At 63.6% G+C, this 15564-nt stretch carries 15 protein-coding genes and 3 pseudogenes; 10 read left to right on the top strand and 8 right to left on the bottom strand.

Going from position 1 to position 15564, the window contains the following annotated elements:
- The first annotated feature begins 5 nt into the window (after positions 1–5).
- Genes LN139_RS03780 through LN139_RS03740 form a run of 9 tightly spaced genes read left to right on the top strand, consistent with a single transcriptional unit; the run spans position 6 to position 6426 of the window.
- Positions 6–494 (top strand): DUF6644 family protein, encoded by a 489-nt coding sequence (locus LN139_RS03780; protein WP_236358793.1) that lies wholly within the window; start codon positions 6–8, stop codon positions 492–494.
- Between the two features lie 33 nt (positions 495–527).
- The gene (locus tag LN139_RS03775; protein ID WP_236358791.1) at positions 528–1016 is read left to right on the top strand and encodes a DUF6644 family protein; all 489 of its coding nucleotides are present in this window, start codon (positions 528–530) and stop codon (positions 1014–1016) included.
- Positions 1016–1735, top strand: a complete 720-nt coding sequence (locus LN139_RS03770) for a DUF6162 family protein (protein WP_236358789.1) — start codon at positions 1016–1018, stop codon at positions 1733–1735. Before LN139_RS03775 ends, LN139_RS03770 begins: the two co-directional genes overlap by 1 nt.
- Positions 1732–2667, top strand: coding sequence for a metal ABC transporter solute-binding protein, Zn/Mn family (locus LN139_RS03765; RefSeq protein ID WP_236358787.1), 936 nt, complete (start codon positions 1732–1734; stop codon positions 2665–2667). Before LN139_RS03770 ends, LN139_RS03765 begins: the two co-directional genes overlap by 4 nt.
- Positions 2664–3362: a metal ABC transporter ATP-binding protein gene (locus LN139_RS03760; RefSeq protein WP_236358785.1), complete on the top strand. Its 699-nt coding sequence runs from the start codon at positions 2664–2666 to the stop codon at positions 3360–3362. Before LN139_RS03765 ends, LN139_RS03760 begins: the two co-directional genes overlap by 4 nt.
- Complete coding sequence (locus LN139_RS03755) at positions 3359–4264, top strand: metal ABC transporter permease (protein WP_236358783.1); 906 nt, start codon at positions 3359–3361, stop codon at positions 4262–4264. Before LN139_RS03760 ends, LN139_RS03755 begins: the two co-directional genes overlap by 4 nt.
- Entirely contained in the window at positions 4261–5274 is a 1014-nt protein-coding gene (locus LN139_RS03750) for a metal ABC transporter solute-binding protein, Zn/Mn family (RefSeq protein ID WP_236358781.1), read from the top strand. The genes LN139_RS03755 and LN139_RS03750 overlap by 4 nt, the downstream gene beginning before the upstream one ends.
- Positions 5271–5594, top strand: a complete 324-nt coding sequence (locus LN139_RS03745) for a hypothetical protein (RefSeq protein ID WP_236358779.1) — start codon at positions 5271–5273, stop codon at positions 5592–5594. Before LN139_RS03750 ends, LN139_RS03745 begins: the two co-directional genes overlap by 4 nt.
- The gene (locus tag LN139_RS03740) at positions 5578–6426 is read left to right on the top strand and encodes a DUF4198 domain-containing protein (protein ID WP_236358777.1); all 849 of its coding nucleotides are present in this window, start codon (positions 5578–5580) and stop codon (positions 6424–6426) included. Before LN139_RS03745 ends, LN139_RS03740 begins: the two co-directional genes overlap by 17 nt.
- 49 nt (positions 6427–6475) lie before the next feature.
- On the opposite strand, the gene LN139_RS03735 is transcribed toward LN139_RS03740, so the two are convergent.
- Positions 6476–7489, bottom strand: a complete 1014-nt coding sequence (locus tag LN139_RS03735; protein WP_236358774.1) for an NADP-dependent oxidoreductase — start codon at positions 7487–7489, stop codon at positions 6476–6478.
- Positions 7490–7524: 35 nt separating this feature from the next.
- On the opposite strand from LN139_RS03735, the gene LN139_RS03730 reads away from it, so the two are divergent.
- The gene (locus tag LN139_RS03730; protein ID WP_236358772.1) at positions 7525–8484 is read left to right on the top strand and encodes a LysR family transcriptional regulator; all 960 of its coding nucleotides are present in this window, start codon (positions 7525–7527) and stop codon (positions 8482–8484) included.
- A gap of 74 nt (positions 8485–8558) precedes the next feature.
- Here the strand turns inward: LN139_RS03730 and LN139_RS03725 are convergent.
- From LN139_RS03725 to LN139_RS03695, 7 genes and pseudogenes are all read right to left on the bottom strand, one after another.
- A pseudogene (locus LN139_RS03725) lies at positions 8559–8935 on the bottom strand (hypothetical protein).
- 84 nt (positions 8936–9019) lie between these two features.
- Positions 9020–9352, bottom strand: coding sequence for a hypothetical protein (locus LN139_RS03720; RefSeq protein WP_236358770.1), 333 nt, complete (start codon positions 9350–9352; stop codon positions 9020–9022).
- Positions 9353–9622: 270 nt separating this feature from the next.
- Entirely contained in the window at positions 9623–10918 is a 1296-nt protein-coding gene (locus LN139_RS03715; RefSeq protein WP_236358768.1) for an NAD(P)/FAD-dependent oxidoreductase, read from the bottom strand.
- A gap of 54 nt (positions 10919–10972) precedes the next feature.
- Complete coding sequence (locus LN139_RS03710) at positions 10973–11395, bottom strand: RidA family protein (protein WP_236358766.1); 423 nt, start codon at positions 11393–11395, stop codon at positions 10973–10975.
- Positions 11396–11426: 31 nt separating this feature from the next.
- Positions 11427–12566, bottom strand: a complete 1140-nt coding sequence (locus LN139_RS03705) for a tyramine oxidase subunit B (protein ID WP_236358764.1) — start codon at positions 12564–12566, stop codon at positions 11427–11429.
- A 189-nt stretch (positions 12567–12755) separates the two neighbouring features.
- Positions 12756–13696, bottom strand: a pseudogene (locus LN139_RS03700) (helix-turn-helix domain-containing protein).
- Positions 13697–14038: 342 nt separating this feature from the next.
- Positions 14039–15483: pseudogene (locus tag LN139_RS03695) on the bottom strand (APC family permease).
- Positions 15484–15564 lie beyond the last annotated feature (81 nt).

Below are 15564 nucleotides of genomic sequence, written 5' to 3'. Positions count from 1 at the left end.
TACGCATGTCCGCGTCAGAGATCATTTCCTGGATTTACGCAACACCGATGAGCACCGCCATTCGCGATGTGCTCTGGGTCATCCCGACGGTGCAGAGCGTTCACATCATCGCCATCACCGTGCTGTTCGGCTCGGCGCTGGTGTCCGACCTGCGCCTGGCCGGGCTGTTCGCCTCCGACGAGCCGCTGCGCAGCGTGGTGCGCCGCTATTACCCGTGGATGCGCAACGCCCTGCTCGTGCTGCTGCTGACCGGCCTGGTGCTGGTGATCGCCGAGCCTGACCGGGTGCTCAAGAACTCGACCTTCTGGATAAAGATGGGCCTGGTGGTGTGCGCCTTCGCCATTACCCGCCTGCTGCGGCGCCCGCTGTTGCGCCCGGCCCTGGCCGGGCCGGCGGACGAAGAGCCGGGCCTGGGCAAGGCCGCAGCCTGGCTGTCGATCGGCCTGTGGTGCGTGGTGATCTTCTGCGGCCGCTGGATCGCCTACACGATCTGAGCCTTCCCCATCAAACGCTTTCAGGTATTTGCCATGGATATCCAACCCTTGCTGCAAGCGCTTCAGGACACCCGTTTCGCCACGTTCATCCGCGAATCGGGCGCGGCCTTCCCTACGCTTGAATCGGTGCATGTGATCGGCATCGCTGTCGTCTACGGCACCATCGCCATCGTCGACCTGCGCCTGCTGGGCCTGGCGGCGCACCGGCGCGGGGCGCTGCGGCTGATCAAAGACCTGCTGCCCTTCACCTGGGTGGCGTTTCTGTTGTGCGTTATCACCGGCTCGCTGATGTTCTCAGCCAATGCCACCACCTACGCGCAGAACACTGCCTTCCTCTGCAAGATGGGCGTGCTGGTGCTGGCAGGCCTGAACATGGCCGTCTTCCACCTCGGTGCGTTCCGCCGTATCGCCGAGTGGGACACCACCTTGCCGCCCCCTATCCAGGCACGCATGGCCGGGTTCGGTTCGCTGGTGCTGTGGGCGAGCATCGTGTTCCTGGGCCGCTGGATCGCGTTCCTCTGATGGCCAGCGCCTCGCTTCGCACTCAGGGCCAGGGCGCTGCCAGGGTGGTTGCGCCGGCCTCGGGCGGCTGGGAATCGCTGGGGCTGCTGCTGGCCACCCTGGCGGTGATCGCGGCGCTGGCCGGCTACCTGCTGCTGCGGCCCGAGCACCCCGGCCCGCCCGAGCCGTTGAGCTGGCAGGTGCGTTCCTTCGACGGGCTCGGCAAGGTTGACCAGGCCATCCACGGCGCCCTGCTGCCGGCGGGTGAGGAGATCATCTGGAACAACAACGACACCGGCGGCTGGGTGACGATGGAGCAGGCGCAAAAGATGCTGCTGCCGCCGTTCTACCGCGACACCTTCTGGAAGGCCAACGGCCAGGTGCACTGGGAGCTGATCCTGCCCGGCACCCACCAGGCGCACACGCTGCCGGACGGCACCGCGCCCGGCAGCGATGCCTCAGCCAACAGCGTGGCCAAGGCCACCCTCGGCCAGGGTGCGGCGGTGTACTACGGCTCGGGTGGGCAGATGCCCGGCCAGAGCGCCTACCTGCTGGTGATCGGCCATGCCCATGCCGGGGTGATGTGGGCCAACCAGGCCACCATCTGGGTACACCGCGACGCCAATGCCCCCTACCCCCACATCGTCAAGCCCGAGTCGCTGGTCGGCGAAGGCTGGCGCCAGGTCATCCCCTACGACGGCGCCAGCGAAGTCGAGCGCGTAAAAGGAAAACAACCATGAACGCCCCTGCGAAACACCCTCGCTTTTCCTGGCGCCTGTGCCTGGCGCTGTTACTGTTGATTCCGTTGATCGCGCTCGCCGGGCCGGCACCCGAGGCGGGCAAGAAGCTCAGGGTCGGGGTTACCTTGCACCCTTACTACAGCTTTGTGGCCAACATCGTCGGCGACCGTGCCGAGGTGGTGCCGCTGATCCCGGCCGGCGCCAACCCGCACAACTACCAGCCGCAACCCGACGACATCACCCGGGCGATGAACATCGACGTGCTGGTGGTCAACGGCATCGGCCACGACGAGTGGGCCTTCCAGATCGTCAAGGCCGCCGGCCGCACCGAGAGCCTGCCGCTGATCTACGCCAACGCTTCGGTAGCGCTGATCCCCATCAGTGCCGACCAGGACGGCGCCAAGGTGGTCAACCCGCACACGTTCGTGTCCACCACCGCCGCGATCCAGCAGGTGTTCGAGATCGCCCGCCGCCTGGGTGAGCTGGACCCACCCAACGCCGCCGCCTACCGGCAGAACGCCCTGGCCTATGCGGCGCGCATTCGCGCCCTGCGCGCCGAGTTCATGACCCGCTTCGCCTCGCTGGACCTGACCAAGTTCCGATGCGCTACCACCCACGCCGGCTACGACTACCTGATGCAGGAGTTCGGCCTGTTCGTGAGCACCATCATCGAGCCGCGCCATGGCGTGGCGCCCACCGCACGGCAGCTGGCCAACACCATCGAGGCGATCAAGAAAGCCAACGTGCGCGTGCTGTTCGCCGAGAAGAACTTCTCGCTGGGCCTGGCCAAGCCCATCGAAGACGCCACCGGGGTGAAGGTGTTCACGCTCTCGCACATCACCGGTGATACCTACAGCGCCGATGAGTTCGAGGTGGCCATGCGTGAAAACCTCGAAACCCTGGCCGAGGCCGTGGAGTACACCCAGCAATGAACGCCGCCCAACCGATGCAAGGCCCGGCCGTCGTCTTCGAAAACGTATCGCTGCAACTGGGCGGCACCGCCGTGCTCGACCAGGTCAGTTTCACCGTGCAGGCCGGTGCGCTGCACTGCCTGGTCGGCCCCAACGGCGGCGGCAAGACCTCACTGGTGCGTGCGCTGCTGGGGCAGATGCCGCACCGCGGCAGCATTCGCCTGGAGGGCCCGGCCACAGGGCCGGTGGGTTACGTGCCGCAGTTGCCGGATTTCGACCGCAACCTGCCGATGACGGTGAACGACCTGATGGCCCTGCTCACCCAGCGCAAGCCGGCGTTCCTGGGCGCCAACCGGGCCAGCAAGGCCGCCAATGCCCAGGCACTGGCGCGCACCGGCATGGCCGGCGCCGGGCCCAAACCGTTCGGCAGCCTCTCCGGCGGCCAGCGCCAGCGTGTGCTGCTGGCTCAGGCGATCAGCCCGGCGCCGCGCCTGCTGATCCTCGACGAACCCACTGCCGGCATCGATGAGCCGGGCGTGCGGCTGGTGGAGCAACTGGTGGCCGAGCTCAACGCCGAGGGCGTCACGGTGCTGTGGATCAACCACGACCTGGAACAGGTCAAGCGCGTGGCCAGCGCCGTGACCGTGATCAACCAGCGCGTGCTGTACCACGGTGCCCCCGATCAGGTCACCCAACCGCTGGAGGCCACGGCATGAACAGCTTCTACGATTGGGTCCGCGATCACCTGCAGGCCCTGGCGGCCAGCCACGTGCTGCCGCAGCCGTTCGAATACGAGTTCGTCATCAACGCGCTGCTCTGCGCGCTGCTGATCGGCCCGCTGCTGGGCACCCTCGGCTCGATGGTGATGATCAAGCGCATGGCGTTCTTCAGCCAGTCGGTGGGCAACGCCGCCATGACCGGGGTGGCCATCGGCGTGTTGCTGGGCGAGTCCTACACCTCACCGTACTTTTCGATGTTCGGCTTCTGCGTGCTGTTCGCGCTGACGCTCAAGTACACCCAGCACCGCACGACGCTGGCCAACGACACGCTGATCGGGGTGTTCCTGTCGATCTCGCTGGCGGTGGGGGCGTCGCTGCTGTTGTTCGTCTCGGCCAGGATCAACACCCATGTGATGGAGGGGGTGCTGTTCGGTTCGATCCTGGCGGTGGACCACACCGACATGAACGTGCTGCTGGTGGTCACCGGCCTGTGCGCAGCGCTGGGGCTGCCGCTGTACAACGGCATGCTGATGGCCAGCCTCAACCCCAGCCTTGCCCATGCACGCGGGGTGCGGGTGCGCACCCTGGAATACCTGTTCGTGGTGTTCGTGACGCTGGTCACGGTGGCGTGCCTGAAGATCATCGGCGCGGTGCTGGTGGAGGCCTTGTTGCTGATCCCGGCGGCGGCCGCGCGCAACATCAGCCGCTCGTTGCCGCAACTGGTAACGCGTGCGGTGCTCATTGCCACCTTCTCCTGCGTGGTCGGCATCCTGGCGCCCATGCAGTTCTTCATTCCGGTGCCTACCGGCGGCGCCATCGTGATCGTCGCCGCCCTCGTATTCGCCCTTACCACACTCATCCGTGCCAGCGCGGCGCGCTTCCGAGGTGCCAGCCTATGATCGTCAATCGCCTGTACAGGCCCTGCCAGCGTTACCTGGTGATGCTGGCCCTGCTGGTGAGCAGCGGCGTGTGCAGCGGCGTGTGCAGCGGCGTGGCCGTGGCCGCCGAAGCCGGCCGGCAACAGGTGCTGGTGGCATTGCCGGCGCTGTATGCAATCACCGCCGCGCTGAGCGAGGGCACGGCGCTTGAGGTGCTGAGGCTGCCGCCCGATGAGGCCGTGCCGATGGAAAGCCAGGCCGATGCGCTGGCGCGGCTGAACCCTGCGGTGTTCAAGGATGCCGCCGCCGTGGTGACGCTGAGCAGCCTGTGGCGCGCCGACCCGCTCTACGCCACGGCGCGCCGGCACAACCTGCGCATCGTGCAGATCGATGCCGCGCGCTCCTGGGACGTCAGCCAACCTGGCGTGGCTGCCACTCGCGCGCCGAGTAACGACGTGCCTTGGGCCGCTCCTCGGGAAAGCGAGCCAGGCCCGTCGCCCTACGCCTGGCTCGGCCCGGTCAACGCCATGCGCATGGCGGCGATCATCGCGGCCGACCTAGAGCGCCTGGCCCCAACCGACGCTGCGCGCATCCAGCGCAACCACACCGCCCTCGACACCCGCCTGCGCCAGCTCAAGGCCAATTACGGCAAGCAACTGGTGGCGGTGCCCGACCTGCGCGTGCTGTCGCTGGCCGATGAGTTCATCTACCTGTTCGGCGAGTTCGGCATTTACGTCGATGGCTGGTTCGTGAAACAGGACGTGGAATGGACCGACGAGGACCTGGCCGCCCTATCGCGCTACCTGCGCGAGCGTGACATCCATGTGGTGGTGCACAAGTGGCAGCCACAGCCGCGCATCGCCAAGGCCATCGAGGAAGGCGGTGCCCGCTTGCTGGTGCTCGACGCCGGCAACCCAGGCCTGCTGGCCCGCTCCTCCGCTACCTACGACGCCCTCTTGAGCGCCGACCTCGACGCCCTGCTGGGCGCCTTCGCGGCCCCCTCGCCTTCCACCGCAGAGATCAAACCATGAATGCCCTCCGCTCGTTTTCTCGTATCGCTCTGGTTGGCCTGGCCTTCGCAGGCCAGGCCGCCTTCGCCCATGGCCCGGTGTTCGACTGCTACCTGGAACAGAGTGACCAGGTCAAATGCGAAGCCGGCTTCACCGACGGCAGCTCCGCCGCCGGCAGGCGCATCGTGGTGCAGGACAGCAGCAACAAGGTGCTGCTCGAAGGCACCGTGGGCGAAGACGGCACTTTCAGCTTCAAGCCCCCGGCCGGGAAGTACTCGGTGCTGTTCATGGGCGGCGATAACCACCAGGCCACGCTTCAGTCCGTTGACATCACACAGTGAACCCCACCATGCAAAAACAAAAAAACTGCTGCAGGCCCTGGCGGCCGCTACCCTCGGCTGCCTCGCCGGCACCGCTCACGCCCACTTCCAGATGCTCTATGTCGACAACGCCGCACTGGAACGCGCCAGCGCCCTGGACATGGCAATCGTCTTCACTCACCCCTTCAACGGCGGCCCGACCATGTCGATGGGCCAACCGCGCGCGTTCAGCCAGGTCAGTGCCCACGGTGGCGAAAAGGTCGACCTGCTCAAGTACTTGCGCAAGGTGCAGTGGCAAAGCCGCGACAACCAGGCCACCGCCTACCGCGCCGAAATCCCCAAGGAATTGCTGCGGCCGCTCGGCGACCACATTTTCGTGCTGGAGCCGGAGCCGTACCTGGAGGAAGAGGAAGGCATGTACATCCAGCAGTTCGCCAAGCTGATCGTGAACACCGGCGGCGTGCCGGGCGACTGGGCAGAGCCGCAAGGCCTGCCGGTGGAGATCCAGCCGCTCAGCAAGCCCTACGCCAACTGGACCGGCGGCGTTTACCGGGCGATGGTGCTGGCCGACGGCAAACCGGTGCCCAACGCCGAAGTCGAGATCGAGTACATCAACCACTCGGTGGACATCCAGAAGAACGCCTTCGGCAAGGATGACTACGTCAAGGCGCCGCAGGCTGCATTCAAATCGCTGACCACCTATGCCGACAACGAGGGCGTGGTGACCATCGGCCTGCCGCGTGCCGGCTGGTGGGGGATCGCGGCGTTGAACATCGGCTCGACCAAGACCTTCAATGGCAAGCCGCTGTCGCAGGATGCGATCCTGTGGGTGCAGGCGCGGGATATGAAGTAAAGAGATTCTTCTTGAAACCTCGGCGATGATGCCGCGAGGACGCCGCCACTCAGGGGATAAGCACGATCTTGCCCTGAATGTTGCCCCGAGAAGCTCGCTCATGGGCATCGGAGGCGTCCGCCAGCGGGAAGACGCTGTCGATCACGACACGAATGATGCCGTTATCGAGCAGACGTCCTGCTTCTGCCAACTGGGCGCCATCGGAGCGCACCTGCGTCGAGGAGACGGTGATCCCCGAACGCGCTGCTTCATCATGTCCTGAGAAGCCCAGTGGGTTGACCAGATACAGCGCGCCATCCCGTTTGATAACGCTCAGAAATCGCTCCATGTTCTGGCCACCGACGGCGTCGATAACGACATCCACATCGCTTGCAACTGTTTCGGCAGCAACCTGGGTATAGTCGATAAACTCGTCGGCCCCCAAGTCGCCAAGAAGTGCTTCATGCTTCCCTGAAGCGACTGCGATGACACGCGCACCTTTCCATTTGGCAATCTGTACGGCCAGATGGCCAACGCCACCTCCAGCGCCATTTACCAGAACAGTTTTGCCTTCCAGCGAGACAGGCGAGTGTCGGAACGACTGGAACGGATTAGGCAAGTCATGACCCGGATCTATCAGAAACTGCCACGCAGTGAGCACCGACATCGGCGCGCCGGCAGCCTGTACGTGATCTATGGCACCGGGTTTCAAGGTCAGCTCGGCTACAGCGACGTGGACGTATTCGGCGTAAGCGCCACTGCCCTTCATCAGTTCTTCCGGGAAGCGCACCATTGCATACACTTCATCACCGACCCTGAGCCCGACTACCCCATCACCTACTTCGGCAACCACACCCGATATATCGGTTCCAAGGGTCAACGGAAAAACCGGATCCGGTTGCCATTCCGGCGGTAGCGAGCGAAAGCCATCTCGCAGATAAAGGTCTGGCGGGTTGAGACTTGCTGCTTTTACGCGAACCAGAACTTCGCCAGGCGCTGCCACCGGCCGAGGAACATCTTCATAGATCAGGACTTCGGGGCCGCCGAACTCGTGCAGCTGCACCGCTTTCATCAGGTCGGTCATCACGATCTCGCTCAAGAGAGTCATTGGGATGACCAATGTTAAGGGGGCTCGAACAGGTTGATAATAGTGCGCCGATTCGTTTCAATGTTGCCATGACGTCACAAATAGGTCTCGAGAGCCTGACAGGCTTGGTCGCATTCGCCCGTGCGGGTTCACTGGGCAGCTTCACCGCCGCAGCGCGCTCGCTGGCGGTGTCGCCATCTGCAATAAGCAAAAGTGTGCGGCGGCTGGAGCATCATTTCGGCGTATCGCTCTTCACGCGCACCACGCGTTCGCTGACATTGACAGCCGAAGGTCGAGAACTACACGAGCGCGCGCTGCAGTTGCTGCGTCACGCAGAGGAAATCGAGCAGGTCGCCAAGTCAGCACGTTCCGAACCGGCGGGAACGTTACGTATCGCGGCCTCACTGCCCATTGGCCTGCACATGATCGTCCCAGCCATCACCGAGTTTCGCAAACGTCATCCGAAGATGATGGTTGACTTGACGCTGAGCGATCATTTCATAGGCCTGGTCGAAGAAGGCGTCGATCTTGCGATAAGGATTGGTGATCTTGCAGATTCATCCTTCCTGTCCCGCCCACTCGCGCCTTACCGGCTCTGCTGCTATGCCTCGCCGAACTATCTGGAAAGGTGCGGAACCCCCAGTCACCCTGATGAACTCGTGGCCCACGAAACGGTAAATCTGCGTTATCAAAGCACGGGGCAACTGTTTCGCTGGCCGTTTCGGATCGCAGACAAAGAGATCGAGATAGTGCCCTCATCACCATTGATCGTCGACGCCAGCGAGGCCGTGCTGGTGTCGATGGCGGCGGGCGCAGGCATTGGAATGGCAGCAAGCTTTATGGTTGCTCCATGGGTCGAACGCAATGAGTTAGTGCCTATCCTGTGCGACTTTGCGGTAGACCGGCACAACATCACCGCCATCTGGCCAGCGAGTCGTCGTGCCAACCCGGCTGTGCGTGCATTCATGGAAGTGTTGATCGAAACGCTCTGAAGCCACCGCACATCGTTAGCCTTCGCTCGTGGCGCTTTTACCTCCAACGTTGCGCACAACCTCAGCCCAAGACCTCAACGTCTTTTCAGGCAATTGGCGGCCTTCGGTTGCAATGACTGCTCTGATAACACTTCCCGCAGATAGCCCTTGATCATACTCAGCGGGACGCTCATCGAGCCGACGGTTTGAGCGGCATTGAAGCCTGCCGATAGCAGCTCAAGCTCACGCCCAAGTGGTTTGTGAGCTCCCCCATTGCATCGAGCGCGAGGACCAGGCACTCGTTCACCTTCTGCTGAATCGCCTCAACGTCCCTTCGTTTGACCAACAGTTCGAACACATCGCGTTGGTAATTGCCCATCATCGGATCATCTCTCAAAATTGGGCTTTGATCCTCAGCTTCATAGGCGAGCTTGAGGCAAAAAAGAGCGACTGTTTCCAGCGTCGACTCCATTGCTATTCCTTACGAGAACGACGGTTGACTTGTGAAGCGTGCCTACGCATGAGGCCCGGTACATGAGCGAGCTGAAACCGTAAGCTACATGGAAGTAACGGAAACAACTTCAACGTACCGAAATTTCGCCCTGGCCATCTTCGCTGCTTCCTGCTCTGCCAAAAGCTTGCTGAGCGTGTCCGCTTCATGAACCAGCTCAAACGTTTTGCCTTCAAACTCGTTGCTCACTCGGAGCGTTACTCTCAGTCTTGGAGTGAACGCCTTTGAAGCTTTTCTCTTGGCTGCCGGCACCGCTGGTTTCACCATCACCACTTCAGGAACCGGTTCCGGTATAGGGGCAGTAGCAGCCTGCGGTGCGGGCTCGGTGTCACCAAAAAGCGCGCGGCGCATTTCTGCTTCAAGCAAATCTGGATTCATACGATGTCTCGGGAGGAATAACTTATCACTCGCCCGATTCTATCAGGCTGTCAGTTTCATACAGAGCCTGACGAGGGATGCCGAGCGATAACCATCATTTGGCCCGCTGTGGTTCGCCGCCCTCTACAGGCTGCGCAAGGCATAGATAGAGATCTCGGCGAGTGATGTTCATCGCAGGGCCGGTTGATTGCTCGGATACCGGCTGAGAGGGGAAGTGGTTGTAATCGGACAAGCCGACACCCGAAGGTGCCGGCCGGGCCTGTGCCTGTATCAGGCGAACCGCTTGAAGCTGTAAGGCGCAGGGTCAACGATCGGCGTGCTGCCGGTCAGCAGGTCGGCCGCCAGTTGCCCCGCCGCTGGCGAGGTGCCGAAGCCGTGCCCGGAGAAGCCGGTGGCCACGGTCAGGCCGGGGATCTGCGCGATAGGGCCGATGACCGGGTTGGAGTCCGGGGTGATGTCGATGGTGCCAGCCCAGGCCTGCGCGATCTGCGCTTGCTGGAATACTGGCCACGCTGCACGCAGGTTGCGCAGGGCCTCTTCGTTGAGGTTGGGGTTGGCCTGCGGGTCGCGGATGCGGTCTTTCTCGAACGGGGTTACCGCGCCTGGCTTCCAGCGCCGCGCCAGCGCCAGGTCGGAGAAGAATTCCTTGCCGATGGACAGCCGCATCACGTGCCGTTGCGCACGAATCGCCGGCAGGTACTGGCGTGACAGAAGCACGTGGTCCCAGGTGATGCAGGCATCCAGTGCGCCGCGCTGGGTTACGATGAAGCCACCATCGTGATGCTTGCGAAACGAAAAGTCCGGTGCGCCGACGGCGATTTCGGTGGGCCCTTCCATCGGCCGGGTGCGCATCACCGAGCAGATCAGCGGCAGCGTCGGCAGTGAAACACCTTCGTTGCCCAGGAAGCGCCGCGACCACAAGCCACCGGCCAGCAGCACCTGGTCGCAGCGGATTTCACCCTGCTCGGTCAACACGCCGCTGACCTTGCCGCCGGTACGCACCAGCGTGCGCACCGCGCAGTTCTCGATAATGACCGCGCCCTTGGCCATGGCCGCGCGGGCGATGGCGCTGGAGGCCAGGGTCGGCTCGGCGCGGCCGTCGGAGGCGGTGAAGATCCCGCCCGCCCAGGCCTCTTGCCCGCCCGGCACCATCTGTTCGATTTCGCGCCGGCTGAGCAGGCGGCTGTTCAGATCAAGACCCTGCACGCTATTGATCCAGCTTTCATGCATGGCCATCTGCGCCTCGTTACGGCCGACGAACATGATCCCGGCCTGGCGGTAGCCGACGTCGGCACCGACCCGCTCGGGCATCTCGGCCCACAGCCGGTCGGCGGCCTGGGCCAGGGGAATGTCGAACAGGTGGCGGTTGGTCTTGCGTACCCAGCCCAGGTTGCGCGAAGACTGCTCGGCCGCAATGCGGCCCTTCTCCAGCACCACCACCGGAATGTTGCGCTCGCTCAGGGCCAGGGCTGCCGTGAGCCCGATGATGCCGCCGCCGATGATCACCACCGACGTTTGCGAGGGCATTGTTTGAGTTGTGGTTACGGGGTCGATGGTTGGGGACATTTCAGGCACTCAGGGTTGGATGAAGGCGGCACCACTGGCGCCGCCCTGGCGCAGTCACTCACCGATCTTGATGTGGGTGACCGCTGCGCTGGAGGCCCCGCGGTAGGCCGTGACTTCCAGTTCCACCAGGTACACCGTCGAGCCCAGCGGCGGGCAGGTGACGGTGCTGGCCGGGTCGATGCCGCGAAACTTCTCACCGACCACGCCCATCACGGTGGGTACGTCTGCCGGGTTCTGGATGAACACCCGCGAACACACCACGTCGGCCAGCGAGGCCTGCACGGCGGCCAGGGCCGCTTCGATGTTGGCGAACACCTGGTGGGTCTGCTCGACCAGGTCGCTGGAGATTTCCTTGGTGACCGGGTGCCGGCCAGCGGTGTTGGAGACGTGAATCCAGTTGTCTACCGCGACCAGCCGCGAGTAGCTGCCCATCTCTTCGTACTTGGAACCGGTTTTGACTTTGACGATGTTGGTCATGTGCTTGATGCCTTTTTGAAAGTTGGGTGGCTCAGCTCAGCTCGGGCGCTTCCCACAGGTTCAGTTTCACGCCGATGTTGCGTTCCACGGCGTTGCGGTACACCACGGTGCCCCAGGCGACGTCCTCGACCGGCATGCCGCCGACCGACATCACGATGATTTCCTCGTCGTTCTGGCGGCCCGGCGCGTCGCCGGCGATGATCTTGCCCAGGTCCTCGATCTGCTCCAGCGTCATCGTCCCTTCATCGACCATGTCCATGAAACGCACGCCGAGCAGCGGCACGTGCTGGTGCGCAGGCTTGGGCAGCTCTTCGTGCCAGGCCAGGTACAGGCCGGTGTTGTCGACTACCTTGCGCACGTCGCCCTGCTCCATCGCAGCGTCCATGCGGCAGGCCGCCGGCATCGCCAGGAAGGCGCCGGGCTTGATCCACTCGCGCTCCACCAGCGGGTAAACGCTGACGTCGCCGGTCTGGCAGGAATTGCAGTAGGTGACCAGGTCCGAGCCGCGTACTACGGCCTCAACGCTGTCGACCACTTCGACGGTGGTGATCTGCGGGTAGGTGGTTTTTACCCAACCGAGGAAGTCTTCCAGGCTCTTGGCGCCACGGCCTTTGAGTTTCAGGGTGTCGATCTGCGGGCACACGGCCATGAACGCGGCCAGGGTGGTCTTGCCCATCACGCCTGGGCCGAGGATGCCGACCACTTTCGAATCCTTGCGCGCCAGGTAGCGGGCGCCGACGCCGGGGATGGCGCCGGTGCGGTAGGCCGAAAGCAGGTTGGCCGACATGTGCGCCAGCGGTGCGCCGGTGTCCGGGTCGTTCAAGGTGAACATCAGGATCGAGCGCGGCAGGCCTTTGTCGCGGTTGGCGATGTTGGAGCCGTACCATTTCACGCCGGCGGTGCAGAAGCGCCCGCCCAGGTAGGCCGGCATCGCCATCATGCGGCGGTCGGCGCTGTGCCGGGGCATGTTGGGGAACGTCGGGTTTTCCGGGAAAGTGACCGCCGCGCCGTGGGAGTTGTTGTTCGGCCCGGCCATCCGGTAGTCGCCGGTGTACAGCAGGCCGAACATCTCCTCCATGGTGTTGACGCAGGCGAGCATGTCGGTCACACCCGCGCGGATCATGTCGGGTTCGGACAGGTAGATGAAGTCGATCTTGGTATTGTGGGTCATGATGAACCTGGCTACGTAAGGTCAGGAGAACAGAGACGCTTTGGCCGCGTCTTCGCCCTCGAATCTTCGAACCTCGAACGCACCTGCCTGCAGTGCGCCAAGGGATGGCTGGCAAGAGGGAGCATAGAAGGGCCGCAAGGCCTGCGGTTATCCCGAATCGCAGAGGATCCACCGCTGGCGCGCGCGCCCTCAATGCGCCTTGCGCCGGGTGGCCGAAGGGGCCTCGCCGAACAGTTCGCGGTAATTGGCGGCGAAATGGCTCAGGTGAAAAAAACCCGACCGCGCGGCCACTTCGCTGACGTTGCATTCCTCCACGCTGCTTTCCAGCAAGGCGCGTCGCACGGCGTTGAGGCGCACGGTGCGCAGGTATTCGACCGGGCGCATGCCGGTGATCTGCTGGAAGCTGTATTGCAGGGTGCGGCGGCTGACGCGCAGATTGCCCACACAGGTCGAGCACGCTCAACGGCTGCTCGGGTTGCTGCAAGAGCAGCTCCTGGCCTGCGCTTGACCAGATAAGCACTCACCGACAGATTGCCGCGCCGCGAACGCACTTCGTCTTCAGCAGCCAGGAACAGGTCGAGAAAGGCCTCCAGCAGCGCGCTTTCAAGACACTGCTCCGGGATCGCCGTGCCGGCCTGCGCACCCATCCGTACCAACGGCACAACTCGTGTGCGCAGCTGCATCAGTGCGTCGCTGCCCACCAGCACTTGCGAGGCGCTTTTCAGCCGCTTCAACTGCCGCTCGCTGAGTTCCACCGCCGCGTGCCGGGCAAAGCTCACGATGTCGAGATTGGCGGCCAGAAACTGCATGCGTTCCGGGGCGTGCAACACGAACTCTTCGCCATCACGCAGCAAGGCAACGCCACCGGAGGCCACCTCATGCCCCTGCATCACCGGCGGGCGCGGCGCCATCAGCGGGATGGCGATGCACAACCGGCCTTTGGGCGCACAACCGTTCTGCACCACGCGCTTGTCCAGCACCTCGCAGAAGATCTGGAAGCGCGACCCGCACACCTGCGCCAGCTCACTGGACAACGCGCCTCGGCCAAGCTGGTCGTAGACCTGGTCCCAGCCCAGGATGGAACCTGCGTGCTGTTGCGAGTCGCTGAACGATCGGGTTTCGCTGAACATGGTGGTATCCCTTTGAGCAATGGGCTTTTTCTTTTAGTGAGCGCTTGCCGAAGCACGACCTGGGCGGGCAGCCGGAGTGAGAAAATCACCTAACGGATCACCACGCGCCAGCAAATAAATTACATAAAGCTCATATATCGAGAATATATCAATTTATTTACATTCAGCAACACTCTCACAAAGCTCATTTTCTCACCCCACGAACCAGCCGATCACAGCACAAAGCCTGCACGCTCACCGCAAGCATCGCCTAGGACAACCCAGCGCACACAACAAGGCCCGGCAGTGCAAATGCACCACCGGGCCTCGAGCTCCGAGCTTGGAGCTTGGAGCTTGGAGCTTTCAGAGCTTGTGGCTACCCAGTTCCTGGTAGCGCTGAGGGGCGCTGCGGCGCAGCCGCGCGGCAAGCGCCACACCGGCGATCAAGGCGGCGGGGATCACTGCGCACAGGCCGTAGGAAAGTGCCTTGCTGGCACCGGTGAGGATGTCGAAGTGAAGCACCGCCAGCCCCAGCACGAACAGCAGGGCAACACAGGCAATGCTGGGCAGCAGGCGCCTGCGAAGAAATCCGAGCGGCAGGTGCGGCTGGCGATGGAAGTACATCAGCACGGCGGCTGACGTCATCGCCATCAGCAGGATCACGCACAGCGTGGCGAGGCTTGAGAACCAGGCGAACAGCTGCAGGATCGGGTCAGCGTCGAGGGCGGCGAACATCAGCACCACCACAGCAGCGATCAGGCTCTGCAACGCCGAGCCCATGTGTGGGCTCTGGTGCACGCGGTGGGTGGTGCCCAGCTGGCGAGGCAGCAGCCCGTCACGGGCGATGGCGTAGAAATAACGCGCTGCGGCGTTGTGAAACGCCAGCAGCCCGGCGTAGATGCTGACCATGAACAGCACACGAATCACCTGGGTCAGGTGCGGCCCGACGAAGTGGTCGGACATGCCGTAGATGAACGTGGTGGGGTCGGCCAGTGCCTGCAGGGTCGGCACGATCTTGTCGGCGCCCACGCCCACCACCATCGCCCAGATCGACAGCGTGTAGAACAGGCCGATCAACAGCACCGAGGCGTAGGTGGCGATGGGGATGGTGCGCTGAGGGTCTTTGGCCTCTTCGCCGTAGATAGTGGTGGCTTCGAAACCGATGAAGGCGGCGAAGCAGAACAGCAGGCCGATGGACGGCGCGCCGCTGGTGACGTGCCGCGCCTCGAAGGAGGAGAAGTTGATGCCGCTGTCACCGCCGTTGATGAGGATGGCCACATCCAGGATCAGGATGGCCAGGTACTCGGCGACCACCACGAACGACAGCACCCGCGCAGAGAGGTCGATGTTGCGGTAGCCAAGGATCGCAACACTGGCCATGGCCAGCAGCGAGTAGACCCACCAGGGCCAGTCCACGCCCACCATGGCGTTCATGGTACCGGCCACCACGCCGCCGAACATGCCGTACAGGCCCACCTGCAGGATGTTGTAGGCGAACATCGCCAGCACCCCGGCGGCACCACCGGCCAGCCCACCCAGCCCGCGGCAGGAGAAGGCATAAAAGCCGCCGGCGTTGGTGACGTAGCGCGACATGGTGGTGTAGCCCACCGAGAAGATCAGCAGCACCGCCAGTGTCAGCACCAGCAGCGCCGGGTGCCTGCACCGTTGCCCAGCATGATGCCGATGGAAACCCCCGGCGATCACGCTGAGCGGGCTGGCCGCCGACACCACGAAAAAATGATGAAACCCAGACCCAGGGCGCCGCGCCTGAGCCCTGGGGAACCATCCGCAGGGAGAGAAACGCTCATCTTCTTGACCTTGTTGTATGAGGCAGGCTGTTGTCTGAAGTGGCGCATCGCGCCACTGCACGCTGTTGTTTTTATGATTCG

The sequence above is a fragment of the Pseudomonas sp. KNUC1026 genome (assembly GCF_021650705.1).
Taxonomy (GTDB): domain Bacteria; phylum Pseudomonadota; class Gammaproteobacteria; order Pseudomonadales; family Pseudomonadaceae; genus Aquipseudomonas.
Note: the sequence above shows the minus strand (reverse complement) of the source record. Positions and strands in the feature narration are given on the sequence as shown.

Bases quoted from the DNA above. Each gene is read 5' to 3' on its own strand.
- LN139_RS03730 (WP_236358772.1), top strand. From the start codon at position 7,525: ATGTTAAGGGGGCTCGAACAGGTTGATAATAGTGCGCCGATTCGTTTC.
- LN139_RS03755 (WP_236358783.1), top strand. From the start codon at position 3,359: ATGAACAGCTTCTACGATTGGGTCCGCGATCACCTGCAGGCCCTGGCG.
- LN139_RS03770 (WP_236358789.1), top strand. From the start codon at position 1,016: ATGGCCAGCGCCTCGCTTCGCACTCAGGGCCAGGGCGCTGCCAGGGTG.
- LN139_RS03750 (WP_236358781.1), top strand. From the start codon at position 4,261: ATGATCGTCAATCGCCTGTACAGGCCCTGCCAGCGTTACCTGGTGATG.
- LN139_RS03760 (WP_236358785.1), top strand. From the start codon at position 2,664: ATGAACGCCGCCCAACCGATGCAAGGCCCGGCCGTCGTCTTCGAAAAC.
- LN139_RS03705 (WP_236358764.1), bottom strand. From the start codon at position 12,566: ATGACCCACAATACCAAGATCGACTTCATCTACCTGTCCGAACCCGAC.
- LN139_RS03765 (WP_236358787.1), top strand. From the start codon at position 1,732: ATGAACGCCCCTGCGAAACACCCTCGCTTTTCCTGGCGCCTGTGCCTG.
- LN139_RS03775 (WP_236358791.1), top strand. From the start codon at position 528: ATGGATATCCAACCCTTGCTGCAAGCGCTTCAGGACACCCGTTTCGCC.
- LN139_RS03780 (WP_236358793.1), top strand. From the start codon at position 6: ATGTCCGCGTCAGAGATCATTTCCTGGATTTACGCAACACCGATGAGC.
- LN139_RS03720 (WP_236358770.1), bottom strand. From the start codon at position 9,352: ATGAATCCAGATTTGCTTGAAGCAGAAATGCGCCGCGCGCTTTTTGGT.
- LN139_RS03745 (WP_236358779.1), top strand. From the start codon at position 5,271: ATGAATGCCCTCCGCTCGTTTTCTCGTATCGCTCTGGTTGGCCTGGCC.
- LN139_RS03710 (WP_236358766.1), bottom strand. From the start codon at position 11,395: ATGACCAACATCGTCAAAGTCAAAACCGGTTCCAAGTACGAAGAGATG.
- LN139_RS03735 (WP_236358774.1), bottom strand. From the start codon at position 7,489: ATGACCGACCTGATGAAAGCGGTGCAGCTGCACGAGTTCGGCGGCCCC.
- LN139_RS03715 (WP_236358768.1), bottom strand. From the start codon at position 10,918: ATGTCCCCAACCATCGACCCCGTAACCACAACTCAAACAATGCCCTCG.